At 52.6% G+C, this 18424-nt stretch carries 16 protein-coding genes; 8 read left to right on the forward strand and 8 right to left on the reverse strand.

Features of this window, described 5'->3' with window-relative positions; genetic code table 11:
- Position 1: 1 nt before the first annotated feature.
- The 3 genes from truC to syd form a co-directional block, all read right to left on the reverse strand.
- Positions 2-796 (reverse strand): tRNA pseudouridine(65) synthase TruC, encoded by a 795-nt coding sequence (truC, locus tag HVZ37_RS17825; RefSeq protein WP_042999507.1) that lies wholly within the window; start codon positions 794-796, stop codon positions 2-4.
- On the reverse strand, positions 796-1125 hold the full coding sequence (locus HVZ37_RS17830) for a YqcC family protein (RefSeq protein WP_042999506.1): 330 nt from the start codon (positions 1123-1125) through the stop codon (positions 796-798). Before HVZ37_RS17830 ends, truC begins: the two co-directional genes overlap by 1 nt.
- A 637-nt stretch (positions 1126-1762) precedes the next feature.
- Complete coding sequence (gene syd / locus HVZ37_RS17835; RefSeq protein WP_044328608.1) at positions 1763-2308, reverse strand: SecY-interacting protein; 546 nt, start codon at positions 2306-2308, stop codon at positions 1763-1765.
- A 68-nt stretch (positions 2309-2376) separates the two neighbouring features.
- On the opposite strand from syd, the gene queF reads away from it, so the two are divergent.
- The 5 genes from queF to xni all read left to right on the forward strand — a co-directional run bounded on the left by queF (position 2377) and on the right by xni (position 8795).
- Positions 2377-3225 (forward strand): NADPH-dependent 7-cyano-7-deazaguanine reductase QueF, encoded by an 849-nt coding sequence (gene queF, locus HVZ37_RS17840; protein WP_044264277.1) that lies wholly within the window; start codon positions 2377-2379, stop codon positions 3223-3225.
- Between the two features lie 112 nt (positions 3226-3337).
- Entirely contained in the window at positions 3338-4702 is a 1365-nt protein-coding gene (ppnN, locus tag HVZ37_RS17845; protein WP_181627827.1) for a nucleotide 5'-monophosphate nucleosidase PpnN, read from the forward strand.
- 507 nt (positions 4703-5209) lie between these two features.
- Entirely contained in the window at positions 5210-6499 is a 1290-nt protein-coding gene (gene sdaC, locus HVZ37_RS17850) for an HAAAP family serine/threonine permease SdaC (protein WP_042999502.1), read from the forward strand.
- A gap of 60 nt (positions 6500-6559) precedes the next feature.
- Positions 6560-7927 carry an L-serine ammonia-lyase II gene (gene sdaB, locus HVZ37_RS17855; RefSeq protein ID WP_042999501.1) on the forward strand — a complete coding sequence of 456 codons (1368 nt, stop codon included), beginning with the start codon at positions 6560-6562 and terminating at the stop codon, positions 7925-7927.
- Positions 7928-8039: 112 nt separating this feature from the next.
- Positions 8040-8795 (forward strand): flap endonuclease Xni, encoded by a 756-nt coding sequence (gene xni, locus HVZ37_RS17860; protein WP_125339092.1) that lies wholly within the window; start codon positions 8040-8042, stop codon positions 8793-8795.
- Positions 8796-8859: 64 nt separating this feature from the next.
- On the opposite strand, the gene fucA is transcribed toward xni, so the two are convergent.
- The 5 genes from fucA to HVZ37_RS17885 form a co-directional block, all read right to left on the reverse strand.
- Positions 8860-9507 (reverse strand): L-fuculose-phosphate aldolase, encoded by a 648-nt coding sequence (fucA, locus tag HVZ37_RS17865; RefSeq protein WP_181627828.1) that lies wholly within the window; start codon positions 9505-9507, stop codon positions 8860-8862.
- Positions 9508-9564: 57 nt separating this feature from the next.
- The gene (locus tag HVZ37_RS17870) at positions 9565-10563 is read right to left on the reverse strand and encodes a LacI family DNA-binding transcriptional regulator (RefSeq protein ID WP_042999498.1); all 999 of its coding nucleotides are present in this window, start codon (positions 10561-10563) and stop codon (positions 9565-9567) included.
- A 141-nt stretch (positions 10564-10704) separates the two neighbouring features.
- A complete protein-coding gene (locus tag HVZ37_RS17875) occupies positions 10705-11655 on the reverse strand; it encodes an ABC transporter substrate-binding protein (RefSeq protein ID WP_042999497.1) in 951 nt (316 codons plus the stop codon).
- 73 nt (positions 11656-11728) lie between these two features.
- Positions 11729-12712 carry an ABC transporter permease gene (locus tag HVZ37_RS17880; protein WP_044254230.1) on the reverse strand — a complete coding sequence of 328 codons (984 nt, stop codon included), beginning with the start codon at positions 12710-12712 and terminating at the stop codon, positions 11729-11731.
- A 3-nt stretch (positions 12713-12715) separates the two neighbouring features.
- Positions 12716-14215: a sugar ABC transporter ATP-binding protein gene (locus tag HVZ37_RS17885; RefSeq protein WP_181627829.1), complete on the reverse strand. Its 1500-nt coding sequence runs from the start codon at positions 14213-14215 to the stop codon at positions 12716-12718.
- A gap of 476 nt (positions 14216-14691) precedes the next feature.
- On the opposite strand from HVZ37_RS17885, the gene fucI reads away from it, so the two are divergent.
- The 3 genes from fucI to fucU all read left to right on the forward strand — a co-directional run bounded on the left by fucI (position 14692) and on the right by fucU (position 18404).
- On the forward strand, positions 14692-16467 hold the full coding sequence (gene fucI / locus HVZ37_RS17890) for an L-fucose isomerase (RefSeq protein ID WP_054176850.1): 1776 nt from the start codon (positions 14692-14694) through the stop codon (positions 16465-16467).
- Between the two features lie 105 nt (positions 16468-16572).
- Positions 16573-17970, forward strand: coding sequence for an L-fuculokinase (gene fucK, locus HVZ37_RS17895; RefSeq protein WP_125339093.1), 1398 nt, complete (start codon positions 16573-16575; stop codon positions 17968-17970).
- Positions 17971-17981: 11 nt separating this feature from the next.
- Complete coding sequence (gene fucU / locus HVZ37_RS17900; RefSeq protein WP_042999492.1) at positions 17982-18404, forward strand: L-fucose mutarotase; 423 nt, start codon at positions 17982-17984, stop codon at positions 18402-18404.
- Positions 18405-18424 lie beyond the last annotated feature (20 nt).

An 18424-nucleotide genomic window follows, 5' to 3' on the forward strand; every position in this document is an offset into this window, starting at 1 on the left:
ATTACTCCCTGAATGAAGAACGTATGCGTTCATCCTGACCTGCTGGCTCACTTAACTCAACCCTTTCATTATCAGGGAGAAGTCCCTGCCAGCCAAACTGTGATAGCGCCTGCATCCAGACCGTATCCAGCCCGGCATGAATCGTCAACGGTTCACCGGTAAACGGATGAGTCAGCGAAAGCTGGCTGGCATGCAGCATCAGTCGGTTGCAGCCAAAATGTTCCGCTGCACTGCGGTTCTGCCGCAAATCGCCATGCTTGCTGTCGCCAATAATCGGATGGCGCAGGTGCGCCAGATGACGTCTGAGCTGATGCTTGCGTCCCGTTTGCGGATCCAGTTCCACCAGTCCGTAACGAGTCGTCGGATAACGCCCGGTTGCCACGGGCATTTCAACGGTGGCGAGGCCACGGTAATGAGTTACCGCAGGCTGTGGGTCTTTGTTTTCGCGGGCAAACTTGTCGGCGATTTTATCCAGTTCCTCCACCAGCGGATAATCGAGTACCGCCTCTTCCATTAACCAACCACGGACAATGGCGTGATAGCGCTTATGGATCTGGTGTTGCTCAAACTGCTGCGCGAGACGGCGTCCGGCTTCACTGGATAAGCCCATCAGCAGGACGCCGGATGTTGGTCTGTCGAGGCGATGCGCGGTAAACACATGCTGACCAATCTGGTCACGCACGGTCTGCATCACCACCACTTTTTCGTCTCGATCCAGCCAGCTGCGGTGCACCAGCCAGCCGGAAGGCTTGTTGACCGCAACCAGCCATTCATCCTGATACAGAATTTCCAGCATCAGGATTTATCTTGCGCAAAAAGCGCATCCAGCGCCTGCAACGCCTCCAGCAGGATTTCGCGCTGCGGATGATCGGCGGTCAGCGCCATTTCGTAATAAGGTGCGACGGCAAACGCCTCGGGCAGCGGTTGCGCACTGTCCAGTAGCGCATGCATGCGGGGGATAAGGACCCATTGCAGCCACTCAATGGGTTCCATCGTATCCATACAAAACGGTTGGGTGCTGGTAAACAGGTGGGCTTCGGGTTCATCCATCCGCCAGTGTTGATGCTCACGCAGCAACGCTTCAAGTGCATGAAGCTGCTGACGCACACGGTCATGAGTCGTCATGAAAGTCACCTCAATGATGAAAAATCTGGCGCGAAGGATACCACCAGTAAAATGAGAAGCAAAAAAAGGGAGCACTGTAAAAACAGTGCTCCCGGTTCGTTTCGCAGCATTCCAGCTACTTTTTGTGCTCCCTGCTCATCCGTGACAACTTTTCCTCTGGTCTTGCGACCTGTTGTTCATCCTGAACATTTTGCATCCTGCTCACACCACCCCGATGTGATTACTTCATCCTGAAGCATCCTGGCCATCCTGACCCACCGACTATCCTGACCGGCTCTCGTTCTCCTTCCTGGAGGTGTCCTTTAACGCATTCCCGCGTTATCCTCTTCACTTCATCCTGAAGCCTTTCCCTGTAACACCGTCCTGGTGTGTCCTGCTGAAGTGTCATCATCCTGATGTTCACTTCGTTGTGCGACTCCCTGTCGACGTACATAGAATCGCCTTTTTCACGCCGTCTTACAAGATGCTTACAGGCAATGCCTTAAGGAAAATTTCATATGAAAGTTGACATAAAATCATTAACTCGATGATTTATTAGGTTATTAGCCATTTTTACTTCGTGATATCTTCATTTACTACCTGGCGATCTCCTACAGGGCTTGTAAGAGATCTCTCACATATTCATGAGTGAAATGGATTACAGAAGAGGATTAAGGTGCGTAAGGAAATCCGCAAGAGAAGGGGCCAGAACGGAACGATTACGGGTTCCCAGCGTTTCTTTGATCACTTCCCCCGACAGATTGCAGAGCGAAATGACCTCCAGTTCATTGTCCAGTGTGGCAATAAAAAGGGTCGGCGACAGTTTCAAACGTTTCTGCGTCACCAGATGACCAATCAGGTTCTCCTGAACCCGTCTGAAATCATCCTCGCTCCAGGTTTGCAACAGCGTCAGCGTTTCGCTGCCTGACTGCGCGCGCATATCCCCGGCAAACTGCGTGGTATAAAATGCGTGAAGCGCAGGTTGTACCACAATATCGAAGGCGCGTTCAACCGCGTTTACATTCTGTTCACCTTCAAACGGCTGCGGTTGCCAGTACACAGCATCACGGGTAGTCGAGATAATGCAGGGAGAAGGCACGCCATACAATTCTTCGCTCATCGGCCAACTGCCGTTTTTTGCATGCCATGCGTCACAGTAACGCGCCGTAAAATCCTTCAGGGCTAAAGCTGTCTGTTCGTCCACCGGTTTCTCTCTTCATAAAAGCCAGGATACACTTGGCGCATAGTGTATCTGGTTTATGACGGTGAAACATGTCTTCTTATGAAAACCATCAGGCTCTTGATGGCCTGACGCTCGGTAAATCAACGGATTACCGGGATATTTACGACCCCAGCCTGTTACAGGGCGTGCCTCGCAGTCTGAATCGCGACCCGCTGGGTCTAAAAGCTGACAGCCTGCCGTTTCACGGTGCCGATATCTGGACACTGTATGAACTGTCATGGCTGAATGCCAGGGGATTACCACAGGTGGCGGTGGGTCATGTGGAACTGGATTACACCAGCCTCAATCTGATTGAATCCAAAAGCTTTAAGCTGTATCTGAACAGTTTTAACCAGACGCGGTTTGACTCCTGGGAAGCGGTACAACAGACGCTGGAAAACGATTTGCGCGCCTGTGCTGAAGGGAAAGTGACCGTTGCGCTATACCGTCTCGATGAGCTGGAAGGACAGCCGGTCGCGCATTTTCACGGCACCTGCATTGATGATCAGGACATTGACATCGATAACTACCAGTTCACTACCGATTATCTGCAGTCCGCCACCAGCGGTGAAAAAGTGGTAGAAGAGACGCTGGTGAGTCATCTGTTGAAATCAAACTGTCTGATCACCCATCAGCCGGACTGGGGCTCCATACAAATTCAGTATCGCGGACGCAAGATCGATCGCGAAAAACTACTCCGTTATCTGATCTCTTTCCGCCATCATAACGAGTTTCACGAGCAGTGCGTAGAACGCATTTTCAACGACCTGCTACGCTTCTGTCAGCCGGAAAAACTGAGCGTTTATGCACGCTATACGCGCCGTGGTGGTCTGGATATTAACCCATGGCGGAGCAACACCGACTTCGTTCCGGCAACCGGCAGATTAGTTCGACAGTGAATTATTTCACAATTTTGCGGGTCGGATTCCACGCGTAAGGTTGTGAAAGGTCATAAGCCAGGGCTATTGTACTCTACAGGGAATGACGTTTTGCGTCCCATAAGGAGTTTACTTGATTACACATATTAGCCCGCTTGGCTCAATGGACATGTTGTCGCAACTGGAAGTCGATATGCTTAAACGCACGGCCAGCAGCGACCTGTATCAACTGTTTCGTAACTGTTCGCTTGCCGTTTTAAACTCCGGCAGTCTGACTGACAACAGCAAAGAGCTGCTGTCCCGCTTTGAAAGTTTCGACATTAACGTGCTGCGTCGCGAACGCGGCGTGAAGCTGGAACTGATCAACCCGCCAGAAGATGCCTTCGTCGATGGCCGTATCATTCGCGCACTGCAGGCGAACTTGTTTGCCGTGCTGCGCGATATTCTGTTTGTTAACGGGCAGATTCATAACGCGGGCCGTTTCCAGCATCTGGATCTCGAAAGCTCCGTGCACATTACTAACCTGGTGTTCTCTATTTTGCGTAATGCCAGAGCGCTGCACGTGGGCGAAGCGCCAAACATGGTGGTTTGCTGGGGCGGCCACTCGATTAATGAAAACGAATACCTGTACGCCCGACGCGTCGGGACACAGTTAGGTCTGCGCGAGCTGAACATCTGTACCGGTTGCGGGCCTGGCGCAATGGAAGCGCCGATGAAAGGTGCCGCGGTGGGCCATGCGCAACAGCGTTATAAAGACAGCCGTTTTATTGGGATGACTGAGCCGTCGATTATCGCCGCTGAACCACCGAACCCGCTGGTTAACGAACTGATCATTATGCCGGACATTGAAAAACGTCTGGAAGCCTTCGTGCGTATCGCCCACGGCATTATCATCTTCCCGGGCGGTGTCGGTACAGCGGAAGAGTTACTGTATCTGTTGGGGATCCTGATGAATCCGGCGAACAAAGATCAGGTTCTACCGCTCATCCTCACCGGCCCGAAAGAGAGCGCTGATTACTTCCGCGTGCTGGATGAGTTCATCGTGCATACGCTGGGAGAAGCCGCGCGCACGCATTACCGCATTATCATTGATGACGCAGCAGAAGTGGCGCGCCTGATGAAAAAAGCGATGCCGCTGGTGAAAGAGAACCGTCGTGATACCGGTGATGCCTACAGCTTCAACTGGTCGATTCGTATCACGCCGGAACTGCAAATGCCGTTCGAACCGTCCCACGAGAACATGGCCAACCTGAAGCTGTACCCTGACCAACCGGTTGAGGTACTGGCGGCAGACCTGCGTCGCGCCTTCTCCGGCATTGTAGCGGGTAACGTTAAGGAAGTGGGTATCCGCGCCATCGAAGAGTTTGGGCCATACAAAATCCACGGCGACAGTGAAATGATGCGTCGCATGGACGATCTCCTGCAAGGTTTTGTTGCGCAGCACCGTATGAAGCTGCCAGGCACCGCCTATATCCCCTGCTACGAAATTTGCGCCTGACGCGAAAAGCGTTTCATGGACCGGGAGCGGCGAATGGCCCTTCCGGTTTTTCTATAATTACCAATGAGATAACACGTTCACTTTATTAAGCCTGCTAATACATCATACAAAAAATATCGCTACGCAAACGATTACCTCGCTAATGCAACCGCGTTTTATCATCCAGAATTTAAATTAGTCACAACAAACCACTATAAAGATCGCTTTTTACAACGTAACCTCCGCATCTGTCTGGCAATCCTTTCTGTCAATATGTTGTTAATGCTAGCCTTCGCACGCGTAAATTCGCTGTGATGTTTTTTTAACAGACCAATGATCCAAAAATATCCACATTAGAAGTGGATTATTGCATTTGAGATCGCGATCACTGATAGATTCATTAGTTAAATGTATCTTTCTGCCCGCAAATTACTACGGTTAAAAATTTTATAAAAATCGTCGCTGCAAGAATTTCGTTTTACGGTCAGGAACATTTTCCTGATTTTTAGCTTCCTCCAGGAGAAATAGATGGAAACCATTCAAACCAGCACAATTGCTTCGACTGAATCACGAAGCGCATGGCGCAAGACCGATACCATGTGGATGCTGGGCCTTTATGGCACGGCTATCGGTGCGGGCGTATTGTTCCTGCCAATCAACGCAGGTGTCGGTGGGATGATCCCACTGATCATCATGGCAATCCTCGCCTTCCCGATGACCTTCTTCGCCCACCGTGGTCTGACTCGCTTTGTGCTGTCCGGCAAAAATCCGGGTGAAGACATCACAGAAGTAGTTGAAGAGCACTTTGGTATCGGCGCGGGTAAACTGATTACCCTGCTGTACTTCTTCGCGATTTACCCGATTCTGTTGGTCTATAGTGTCGCGATCACCAACACGGTTGAGAGCTTCCTGACTCACCAGTTATCCATCACCCCGCCACCGCGTGCGATCCTGTCGCTGATCCTGATTGTCGGGATGATGACTATCGTTCGCTTCGGTGAGCAGATGATCGTGAAGGCAATGAGCATCCTGGTGTTCCCGTTTGTCGCTGCACTGATGCTGCTGGCACTGTACCTGATCCCACAGTGGAGCGGTGCTGCGCTGGAAACCCTGTCCTTTGATTCTGCGGCTACGACTGGCAACGGTCTGTGGATGACCCTGTGGCTGGCGATTCCGGTGATGGTGTTCTCTTTCAACCACTCTCCGATTATCTCTTCTTTCGCGGTAGCGAAGCGTGAAGAATACGGCGACGCGGCAGAGAAAAAATGCTCGAAGATTCTGGCATTCGCTCACATCATGATGGTGCTGACGGTGATGTTCTTTGTCTTCAGTTGCGTACTGAGTCTGACTCCGGCGGATCTGGCGGCAGCGAAAGAGCAGAACATCTCGATTCTGTCTTACCTGGCAAACCACTTTAATGCGCCGATCATCGCCTGGATGGCACCGATCATCGCAATGATTGCTATCACCAAATCCTTCCTCGGCCACTACCTGGGCGCGCGTGAAGGTTTCAACGGGATGGTCATCAAATCTCTGCGTGGTAAAGGCAAGTCTATCGAAATCAACAAACTGAACCGCATCACTGCGCTGTTCATGCTGGTAACGACCTGGATTGTCGCCACCCTGAACCCGAGCATCCTCGGTATGATTGAAACCCTGGGTGGTCCAATCATCGCGATGATCCTGTTCCTGATGCCGATGTACGCAATCCAGAAAGTACCGGCAATGCGTAAATACAGCGGTCACATCAGCAACGTGTTTGTTGTCGTGATGGGTCTGATTGCTATCTCCGCGATTTTCTACTCCCTGTTCAGCTAAGTTGTTTAGCGCCGCTTTCGGGCGGCGCTTCCTCCCTGATATAACCGCAATGGATGCCCTATGATTAGCGTATTCGATATTTTCAAAATCGGCATTGGCCCTTCCAGTTCACACACCGTTGGACCAATGAAAGCTGGCAAACAATTCACGGATGATCTGATTGCCCGCCATATTCTGACGGATGTCACCCGCGTGGTGGTGGATGTGTATGGCTCCCTGTCGCTGACGGGTAAAGGCCACCACACCGATATCGCGATTATCATGGGTCTGGCGGGAAATCTGCCGGATACCGTCGACATCGACGCCATCCCGGGCTTCATCCAGGATGTGAACACCCACGGGCGACTGCTGCTGGCGAACGGTCAGCATGAAGTTGAATTCCCGGTTGATAAGTGCATGAATTTCCATGCCGATAACCTGTCTCTGCACGAGAACGGGATGCGCATTACCGCGCTGGCGGGCGATAACGTCCTCTACAGCCAGACTTATTACTCCATTGGCGGTGGTTTCATCGTTGATGAAGAACATTTCGGTTTACCGAACAGTGCGCCGGTCAACGTACCGTATCCGTACAAATCGGCTGCCGATTTGCAAAAACACTGTCAGGAAACCGGACTTTCCCTTTCCGGTCTGATGATGCAAAACGAACTGGCATTACACAGCAAAGAAGAGCTGGAACAGCACTTTGCTAACGTCTGGGAGGTAATGCGCAGCGGCATTGAGCGCGGCATCACCACCGAGGGCGTTCTGCCTGGAAAACTGCGCGTTCCCCGCCGTGCGGCAGCGCTGCGTCGTATGCTGGTGAGCAGCGACAAAACCACCACCGATCCGATGGCGGTCGTTGACTGGATCAACATGTTCGCTCTGGCGGTAAACGAAGAGAACGCCGCTGGCGGACGCGTGGTTACTGCACCGACGAACGGCGCCTGTGGTATCGTGCCAGCCGTGCTCGCCTACTACGACAAATTCATCCGCGAAGTGAACGCTAACTCGCTGGCTCGCTACATGCTGGTCGCCAGTGCGATTGGCTCACTGTACAAGATGAATGCCTCCATTTCCGGCGCGGAAGTGGGCTGTCAGGGCGAAGTCGGTGTGGCCTGCTCGATGGCGGCGGCCGGTCTGGCAGAACTGCTGGGCGGCAGTCCGATGCAGGTGTGTATTGCTGCGGAAATCGGTATGGAACACAACCTCGGTCTGACCTGCGATCCAGTTGCAGGACAGGTTCAGGTACCGTGCATTGAGCGTAACGCCATTGCATCCGTCAAGGCGGTCAACGCAGCACGTATGGCCCTGCGCCGTACCAGCGAACCTCGCGTTTGTCTCGATAAAGTCATCGAAACCATGTACGAAACCGGTAAAGACATGAACGCCAAGTACCGCGAAACCTCTCGCGGCGGCCTGGCCATGAAGATTGTCACCTGCGATTAATCGTGCACTCAGAGGCCTCATTTTGCGAGGCCTCTTCCCGTCTTAGCCTCCTGCAATAGCCTGCTTCCGTCCTGAATGTTACCCTACACGCTGACTGGTAAGGGAGAACACCGTGGCTGTCCATCTGCTCATCGTCGACGCACTCAATTTAATTCGCCGGATCCACGCCGTTCAGGGTTCGCCCTGTGTGGAGACCTGTCTGCACGCGCTTGACCAGCTGATTGTCCACAGCCAGCCCACCCACGCCGTGGCGGTGTTTGATGATGAAGCGCGTAACAGTGGATGGCGTCACCAGCGTCTTCCGGACTACAAAGCCGGTCGTCCACCGATGCCGGATGAACTGCACAATGAGATGCCCACCCTGCGCACGGCCTTTGAACAGTGTGGCGTCGCGTGTTGGGTGTCGAGCGGCAATGAAGCCGATGATTTGGCGGCAACCCTGGCGGTAAAAGTCACACAAGCGGGCCACCAGGCGACTATCGTGTCGACTGACAAAGGCTATTGCCAGTTGCTCTCTCCGACGTTACGCATTCGCGATTACTTTCAGAAACGCTGGCTGGATGCGCCGTTCATTGAAAAAGAGTTTGGCGTTCAACCGCAGCAGTTGCCGGATTACTGGGGACTGGCGGGGATCAGCAGTTCAAAAGTACCCGGCGTCGCCGGTATTGGCCCGAAAAGCGCCACCCAACTGTTGGTGCAGTTTCAGACGCTGGAAGGTCTCTACGCACATCTGGATGAAGTGCCGGTAAAATGGCGTAAGAAGCTGGAGGCTCACCGGGAGATGGCATTCTTATGCCGTGATATCGCACGGTTGCAAACCGATTTGCAGCTTGACGGAAACCTGCAACAGTTGCGTCTGGCACGATAGCATTGCGGGCCGGATGGCGCAGACCGTCCGACCCGGCACACAAACCACGACGACTCTGCACCGCTTATTCTTCGATACGTAATCCGTAGGTTTTAAACTTCTCGAGCACTACGGCGATTTCTTCATCGGATAACACCGGCACCGGATCCATCACCGCCAGCGTCTTCATATAGAGTTGCGCCAGCACTTCCACCTCGTGCGCCAGCCACAGTGCCTTTTGCAGGTTCTCCTCGCAGGCAATTAAACCGTGGTGTTGCAGCAGCGTGGCTTTGCGATTTTTCAGCGCCACGACCACATGTTCTGAGAGTTTGCGAGTGCCAAAAGTGGCGTAGGGCGCGCAGGGAATGGAATTCCCTCCCGCCGCCGCAATCATATAGTGGATGGCCGGGATCGGCCGGTTGAGAATAGACACTGCGGTACAATGAATGGCGTGGTTATGCACAACAGCATTCGCTTCCGGGCGAGTCTGATAAGCCGCCAGATGAAAGCGCCATTCGCTGGACGGTAATTTCCCCTCTTCGTATTTGCCGTCGTTATCCACGTAGACAATCATCTGTTCGGTCATACGTTCATAAGGAATGCCGCTCGGGGTAATCAACATACCGTCCTGATAACGCGCGCTCACATTTCCCGCCGTCCCCTGGTTTAATCCCAGGCGCGTCATTTCAAGACAGGTTTCAATAATTTCTCGAGATAAACGAGTTCTTTCCATCTCAGTTCTCCGGGGTACTCGGTTCAATGACTGATAACACTCTTTTTGTCGCGCGTATTATTTTTGTCTTAAGCGCTTAATTAATTTCATTTCAACTTTTACCGTCTCATGAACAGGGCGATCTTCGATGGCGTTGAGCATCATTGTGAACGCTTTTTCCGCCCAGGCGTTCTCATCCTGCTGCATTGACCACACGTTATTGGACAAGAATCCCAGCATCGGATGTTCGTCAAACGTACCGATATTGATCTCGGGCGGAATAACGCCAAAACGGTCACGAATGGCTCTTACTGCCCCTTCCAGCACCGGTAATGACGAGGCGATAAACGCCTGCGGACATCCTGCTTCGTCGATCAAAGCCTGCATGATCTGGTATCCCCCTTCCGGGGTGTTCACCGGCCCTTCGCGCACCCAGTCACGATGATGAATCCCTTTTTTACTGAGCGCATTCAGGTAACCCGTCAGACGGTCGCTGATACTGGGCAAACCGGTATCGCCCACCAGAAACCAGACCGGTAACTTTTCAGCATCCAGCAAACTTTGGGTTAAATGTTCACCGCCTGAAATATTGTGACTTTCCACCAGCGCGTTATCCGTGTATTTAAAATCACGGTCCAGCAATACCATCGGTTTTCTCACCTGACGTAAATGATGCTGCTGGTTTTCTAACGTTGACGGGACAATAAAAAGACCGTCCACATTACGGGCAATTAAAGCCTTGGTGATTTTGTTTTCGTAATCGACATCATCATAAGTACAGCTAATCATCAGCTGATAACCGGATCGGCGGCAGCGCTGCTCGAGTTTCTCTGCCAATGTGGCAAAGAAGACGTTAGAAATATTGGGAACAATCAGGCCAAGCGTATCCGTTTTATTCAGCTTCAGGCTGCGGGCGGAATGGTTAATCACATAACCATATCGCTCAACATATTCATTAATACGCGTTTGCGTTTTGAGGCTGATTCGATACTGTTCAGCTTTTCCGTTTAGCACCAGTCTCACGGTTGTCACCGATAAATTCAGGTCGCTGGCTATCTGTTCTACTGTTTTAGCCATGTATGTGCCCCAGTCACCGTCCAAGCGTCAATTGACAATCATAAAAGCATTTTACACTTTTGTCTTACCGCATCAGTCGGTTAAGCGCACGCCGTTGATCTCACCTGGTAAGCGGGGGCGAAGATACCGCCCCCTGCCGGTTTATTTCTTACCGAAAGGATGTAACAACTTGTCTATTTCCGGCGTATTGATGTTCTGGGCGCTCACAAATTTCACCGGGATATCGATCTCTTTCGCGACCGTTTGCCCGGACAGTGCCGCATTCAGGGTTTTAATCCCCTGGTAACCAATCTGATAAGCATCCTGGACGACAAAGCCCTGGATCACACCGGTGTTCAGGAAGTGAATAATCGCTTCGGTACTGTCAAAACCAATGACTTTCACTTTCCCTTTCAGATTCTGACTGTCGATAGCGTTGGCGACGCCCAGCGTTGAGCCTTCATTGGTGCCATAAATCCCGGCCAGATCGGGGTTGGCCTGAATCATATCAATGGTCTTATCCATCGCTTTTTGTGGATCGCCATCACTGTACTGTACGGGCAGCACCTTGATATCCGGATACTTTTCCTTCATGCGGGCAATGAACCCTTCCGAGCGTTCAATCGCTGACGACGTCCCGGCGACATGAGCGATAATGCCGACTTTACCTTTATTATTCACTTGCGCCGCCAGCGCGTCCGCCGCTTCAGCGCCAGCTTTGCGGTTATTGGTCGCCACGAAGCTAACCGGAATATCCGAGTTTACGCCGGAGTCAAAGGTGACAACCTTAATACCACGCGAATTCGCCGTTTCCACCAGCGGAGCAAGCGCATTGGCATCCAGCGCCGCCAGCAGCAGACCGTTCGGCTTTTGCGCCATGGCGTTTTCAACCAGCTGAATTTGTTCCGCAATCTGAGTTTCGTCCGCAGGTCCGACATAGCTGGTTTTATCGCCCAACTCTTTCGCTGCTGCTTCCGTCCCCATTTTCACGGTTTGCCAGAATTCATGCTGGAAGCCTTTACTGATGACCGGAAGGTTCAAATCTTTCGCTAGCGCACTGGAAGTGATGCACGCCAGCAGGGATAACGCATAGACAAAATGCCTGGTTTTCATTGTTGTACTCCGTTGTGAGTGTGTCACCCTTAACGTCAGGGTCAGTGTTCCCCGTGACTGCCGGGAGCGTAAATCAACGAATCTTTTTGCGTAACGTATCGAGGTAGACAGCGGCGACGACCACAATGCCCATCGCAACCATTTGCCAGAACTGAGAGACCCCCATCAGGTTCAGGCCGTTTTTCAATACGCTCATAATGAATGCACCGATGATGGTGCCGCCAATAGTGCCAATTCCGCCCATCAGACTGGTGCCGCCGATCACCACTGCGGCAATGGCTTCCAGTTCATAACCGACGCCGACCGTTGGCTGACCGGAGTTTAGACGCGAGGCCAGAATCACCCCGGCAATGCCGGTCAGCAGGCCGCAGAAGGCATAGACAAAGATTTTGACGCGCTGAACGTTGATCCCGGAAAGGTGCGCCGCCACTTCATTACTGCCCACGGCATAGACATAGCGACCAATTACCGTTTTCTTGAGGATGTAGCCGGCGACCAGCGCCACAATCACCAGATAAAACACGGGATACGGCAGCACATCGAATAAACGCCCCTGCGCCAGCAATTTGAAGGTGGGATAATCGGCGAAATAGATAGCGCGCCCATCCGTCATCACCATGTTCATTCCCCGAACGGACATCATCAGACCCAGCGTGGCGATGAACGGGGGAATCGTCATTTTGGTCACCAGCAGACCATTCACGTAGCCACACAACCCTCCTGCCAGCACGCCTGCCAAAATACAGACCGGCAACGGCAATCCGAGCGTCGCGCAGATGCCGACCGCAACGCCGGAAAACGCCACCACCGAACCTAAAGAGAGGTCGATCCCTGCGGTGATAATCACAAACGTTACGCCAATGGCCATAATGCCGATAACCGACGTTTGCAGCGCAATTGTCATAATATTTTCGGTATTAAAGAAAAACGGCGAACTGAAACTGAAAAAGACAACCAGGATAATCAAACTAAAAAGCGGTGCAAGGCGCATTAAAAGTTCTTTATTAATTTTTATTTTCTTATTATTGCTGTCTGAAGAGGTTACAGAGATGGTCATGATTTAATCCTCTAACGTCGCATATTGCATGATTTTTTCTTGTGTGGCGTTATCAGCAGTTAATTCTCCGGTAATACGACCACTGCGCATAACTAAGATACGATCGCACATACCCAGCACCTCCGGTAATTCCGAAGAAATCATAATGATCGATTTCCCTTTTGCCACGAGGCGATTCATTAATTCATAGATTTCCAGCTTAGCGCCGACATCAATTCCACGTGTAGGTTCATCAAAAATAAGAATATCGGTATCTTTGCACACCCAACGGGCAATAATAATTTTTTGCTGATTTCCCCCACTCAAATTCAGGGCCGCCTGTTCAAGGTGTGGCGTTTTGATTCTGAGCGTCCTGACCTGCTCTTCACTCTTTTGCTGGCAGCGTTTCGAATCAACGTGACCAAAACGGTCGGCATATTCAGGGTAATTTCCCAACATAATATTGCGCTCAACGGACAGATTAAGCGCCAGTCCCTCTTTTTTACGGTCTTCGGTTAAATAGCTAATGCCTTGCGCAATGGCGTCAGAAATCCCCTTTATCACAATGGTCTTACCGTTCAACTTAATGGTTCCACTGTCGATGGGGTCGGCGCCAAAAATGGCGCGCGCCAGCTCCGTACGCCCGGCGCCCATCAACCCGGCAAAACCCAGTATCTCGCCCCGGTTCAACGTAAAGTCGATGTTATTGAGCACGCCTTTGCGCGTGAGGCCGTTAACCTCCAGCACCGGTTCCTGATGCGTCCGCGCTTCCCGGCGAGGATAGATATTCCCCAGTTCACGCCCGACCATCATCGCAATCAGCTCACTGATCTTCACGGTTTCATAATCAACGGTATCAATGTATTGACCGTCGCGCATAACCGTCGCTCGATCGGCAATCAGCGCTAACTCTTCCAGGCGATGCGAGATGTAGACAATCCCGGTCCCCTGCGCTTTAAGCAGGCGGGTCACCTGGAATAAGCTTTCTATTTCTGTTTCCGTCAGCGCCGCGGTGGGTTCATCCATAATCAGGATTTTGGCATTGACGGATATCGCTTTCGCGATCTCCACCATCTGCTGTTGCGCCACGGTCAGGTCTGACACCAACGTTTCTGGCGAAATATTCAGGTTTAATTTCTGCAAAATCTCGGTTGCCGCCTGTCGCTGCTGTTTTTCATCCAGCCGCCAACGGTTATTTTTACAAAACTCTCTGCCGATAAAGATATTCTCTTCCACGGTTAATTCAGGAAAGAGATTAAATTCCTGATGAATAATGGTAATCCCGGCATTCTGCGCGCTGAGCGGATCGCTGAATGACACAGGCTTCCCCTCAAATATAATATCCCCTTCATCCGGTTGATAAACACCGGACAAAATTTTCATCAGCGTGGATTTGCCTGCACCATTTTCACCTAATAGCGCATGCACTTCGCCCTTGCGAAGAGTAAAGTTCACATTACTCAACGCTAATACGCCGGGAAAGCGTTTGGTAATATGATTCATCTGTAAAAATGTTTCGGACATTGCTGCTTTCCTCAATAATCAGAAACTGCAGGCAGTGAATCAGGCGAAGTGCATTCTCAGGGAGCGAGCGTCACCATGAATGTGAATACTTCCTGAAAACACGTTTACGTCACGTCGATATGTTGCCAGATATTGCTAACTCGAGTTAGCGAATTGCCCTTTAAAGCTATTTTAGCCACCAAAAATAGCCAAATCATTTGGGTTAAAACTGTGATACCGCACAGACATTTATTTATAAGCATCTGATTTTAAATATTTTACTAAATTTGACTGTCATTTAATTATTTGATGCAGATCGAATTTTAACCACTTCTCGTGAAGCCCCTCACAATCCCATCAGAAAAAAGTTGTGTAAAAAACACGCCAATACCTAAGCTAACTCGAGTTAGCAGATTTACCTGTTTCAGCCGACTGCTGCGGTGGTGCCCTGTCATCCACCTGAGCAGCACGCCTATACGTGAAATGAGGAACCCCGAATGAAGAAGATCAGCCTGCCGAAAATTGGTATTCGTCCGGTTATTGATGGACGCCGAATGGGCGTTCGTGAATCTCTGGAAGCACAGACGATGAATATGGCAAAGGCCACTGCCGCCCTGCTGACAGAAAAACTGCGCTACGCCTGTGGCACCCCGGTTGACTGCGTTATTGCCGACACCTGTATTGCCGGAATGGCAGAATCCGCCGCCTGTGAGGAAAAGTTCAGCAGTCAAAACGTCGGCCTGACAATCACCGTAACACCGTGCTGGTGCTACGGTAGCGAAACCATCGATATGGATCCCCTGCGCCCGAAAGCCATCTGGGGCTTTAACGGTACCGAACGTCCGGGCGCGGTCTACCTGGCTGCCGCGCTGGCAGCGCATAGCCAAAAAGGGATCCCAGCGTTCTCCATCTACGGCCAGGATGTACAGGATGCCGGAGATACATCGATCCCAGCCGACGTTGAGGAAAAACTGCTGCGATTCGCCCGGGCAGGGCTCGCCGTCGCCAGCATGAAGGGAAAAAGCTACCTTTCGCTGGGCGGGGTGTCGATGGGGATCGCTGGTTCCATCGTCGATCATCATTTCTTTGAGTCCTGGCTGGGGATGAAGGTCCAGTCCGTCGATATGACCGAACTGCGCCGCCGCATCGATCAAAAAATCTATGACGAAGCCGAGCTGGAAATGGCGTTGGCGTGGGCGGATAAACACTTCCGCTACGGTGAAGATAAAAACGCGAAGCAATATCAACGCAACGCCGAACAGAGCCGAGCCATCCTGCGGGAAAGCCTGCTGATGGCAATGTGCATTCGCGACATGATGCAAGGAAATCCTAAGCTCGCGGAGATGGGACGCGTGGAGGAGTCACTCGGTTATAACGCGATTGCCGCAGGCTTCCAGGGACAGCGTCACTGGACCGATCAATATCCCAACGGTGATACCGCCGAAGCGCTACTGAACAGTTCTTTTGACTGGAACGGTGTACGCGAACCGTTTGTTGTCGCCACCGAAAACGACAGTCTGAACGGCGTAGCCATGCTGCTGGGACATCAGTTGACCGGCACCGCGCAGGTCTTTGCCGATGTGCGTACCTACTGGTCACCAGAAGCGGTTGAACGCGTGACCGGTCAGCCGCTGACCGGACGGGCAGAACACGGCATTATCCATCTGATCAACTCCGGTTCCGCCGCGCTGGATGGCACCTGTAAACAGCGTGACAGCGAAGGAAAACCGACGATGAAACCACACTGGGAGATCACGCAGCAGGAGGCTGACGCCTGCCTCGCGGCAACCGAGTGGTGTCCGGCAATCCATGAATATTTTCGCGGCGGCGGTTATTCATCACGCTTCCTGACCGAAGGCGGCGTGCCGTTCACTATGACCCGCGTGAACATCATCAACGGCCTGGGACCAGTGCTGCAAATTGCGGAAGGCTGGAGCGTCGAGCTACCAAAAGAGGTCCATGACACCCTCGACAAACGCACCGACTCCAGTTGGCCTACCACCTGGTTTGCGCCACGTCTTACCGGCAAAGGACCGTTCTCCGACGTCTATTCCGTGATGGCGAACTGGGGGGCAAACCACGGCGTGCTGACCGTCGGCCACGTCGGCGCAGACTTCATCACCCTCGCCGCGATGCTGCGCATTCCAGTCTGCATGCACAATGTGGAAGAGGCGAAAATTTACCGCCCTTCCGCCTGGGCCGCACACGGGATGGATACAGAAGGCCAGGACTACCGCGCCTGTCAGAACTACGGGCCACTGTATAAACGTTAAGGATCGCGCAACTGCCTGATGGCGACGCTGGCACATCTTATCTGGTCTACGGGGAATGACTCGTGGGCCGGATAAGCACAGCGCCATCCGGCAACGGGAGTCATTATGAAAAATGAAATCATCCTGGTTCTCGACTGTGGCGCGACCAACGTGCGGGCCATTGCCGTAGATCGTCAGGGACACATCGTTGCTCGTGCGGCGGTTGCTAATGCCAGCGAGGTAGCCACGGAAAACACCGCCTGGCATCAGTGGTCGCTGGACGCCATCCTGCAACGTTTCGCACAGTGCTGCCGGACACTGTCGGCTGAACTTTCGGCCTTTCAGATCCGCGCTATCACCGTCACCACCTTTGGCGTTGACGGCGCGCTGGTCGATGAAAACGGCGAATTGCTCTACCCAATCATCAGTTGGAAATGCCCGCGCACTGCCGCGATAATGGAAAATATCAGCCGCTTTATGCCGCCGCGTCAGTTGCAGACGCTTTCCGGCGTCGGCGCATTCAGCTTCAACACCTTATATAAGCTGATTTGGCTTAAAGAAAATCACCCGCAACGGCTGGATCAAGCCCACGCCTGGCTGTTTATCTCCTCACTCATTACTCATCGCCTGACCGGCGAATTCACCACTGACATCACCATGGCGGGCACCAGCCAAATGCTGGATATTCAGCAGCGGGATTTCAGCGCCGATATCTTGCAGGCCGCAGGGTTGCCGAGACGGCTCTTCCCGCGACTCGTGGAAGCCGGTGAACTGGTAGGTTCGTTGCGGCCCGCAATGGCAACGATGCTCGGTCTCCCACCGGGAATTCCCGTGATCTCTGCCGGACACGATACCCAGTTCGCGCTGTTTGGCGCCGGTGCGGGGCAAGATGAGCCAGTTCTCTCTTCCGGCACGTGGGAAATCCTGATGGTGCGTAGCACCAGAGTCAATACAGCGTTACTGAGCAGTCATGCCGGTTCAACCTGTGAACTGGACAGCCAGCCGGGGCTTTACAATCCGGGGATGCAATGGCTTGCCTCCGGCATCCTTGAATGGGTGCGCAAGCTGCTGTGGACACCCGAAACCCCGTGGCAAACCTTGATTGCGGAAGCGCAAGCGGTTCCCGCCGGGGCCGATGGCGTGCGGATGCAGTGCGAGCTGCTCTCCTCTGTGGATGCAGGCTGGCGTGGCGTCACCCTGAATACCACCCGCGGTCATTTCTATCGCGCGGCGCTGGAAGGATTAACGGACCAGTTGCGACATAACCTGCATACGCTGGAAAAAATTGGCCAGTTCAACGCCACAGAACTGCTGCTGGTCGGAGGTGGGAGTCGCAATACGCTATGGAATCAGATTAAGGCCAACACCCTGGAGATCCCCATCAAAGTGCTGGATGACGCAGAAACCACCGTTGCCGGCGCGGCGATGTACGGCTGGTACGGTATCGGTGCGTTTTCCAGCCCGCAACAGGCCAGAGAACAAGTGCGCTACCAGTACCGTTATTTCTATCCCGAAACACTGTAAAGGAATCTCGCATGCTTAAAACGATTTCTCCCCTCATTTCGCCGGAGTTACTTAAAGTACTGGCGCAAATGGGACACGGCGATGAGATTATTTTCTCAGACGCGCACTTCCCGGCGCACAGCATGGGACCGCAGGTGATCCGTGCGGATGGTCTCAGCGTCAGCGACTTACTGCGAGCCGTGATCCCGCTGTTTGAACTCGACAGCTATGCGCCACCGCTGGTGATGATGGCTGCCGTCGAGGGCGATACCCTTGACCCGCACGTTGAAACACGCTATCGCGAAGCGCTTTCCCTACAGGCGCCATGCCCGGAGATCGCGCGAATCGATCGTTTCGCCTTCTACGCCCGTGCACAAAAGGCCTTTGCCATTGTTATCACCGGCGAGTGCGCAAAGTACGGGAATATTCTTTTAAAAAAAGGGGTAACCCCGTAATCTCAATCGCGGTCAGGGCA

This window comes from Citrobacter sp. RHB35-C17, from assembly GCF_013816795.1.
Taxonomy (GTDB): domain Bacteria; phylum Pseudomonadota; class Gammaproteobacteria; order Enterobacterales; family Enterobacteriaceae; genus Citrobacter_A; species Citrobacter_A amalonaticus.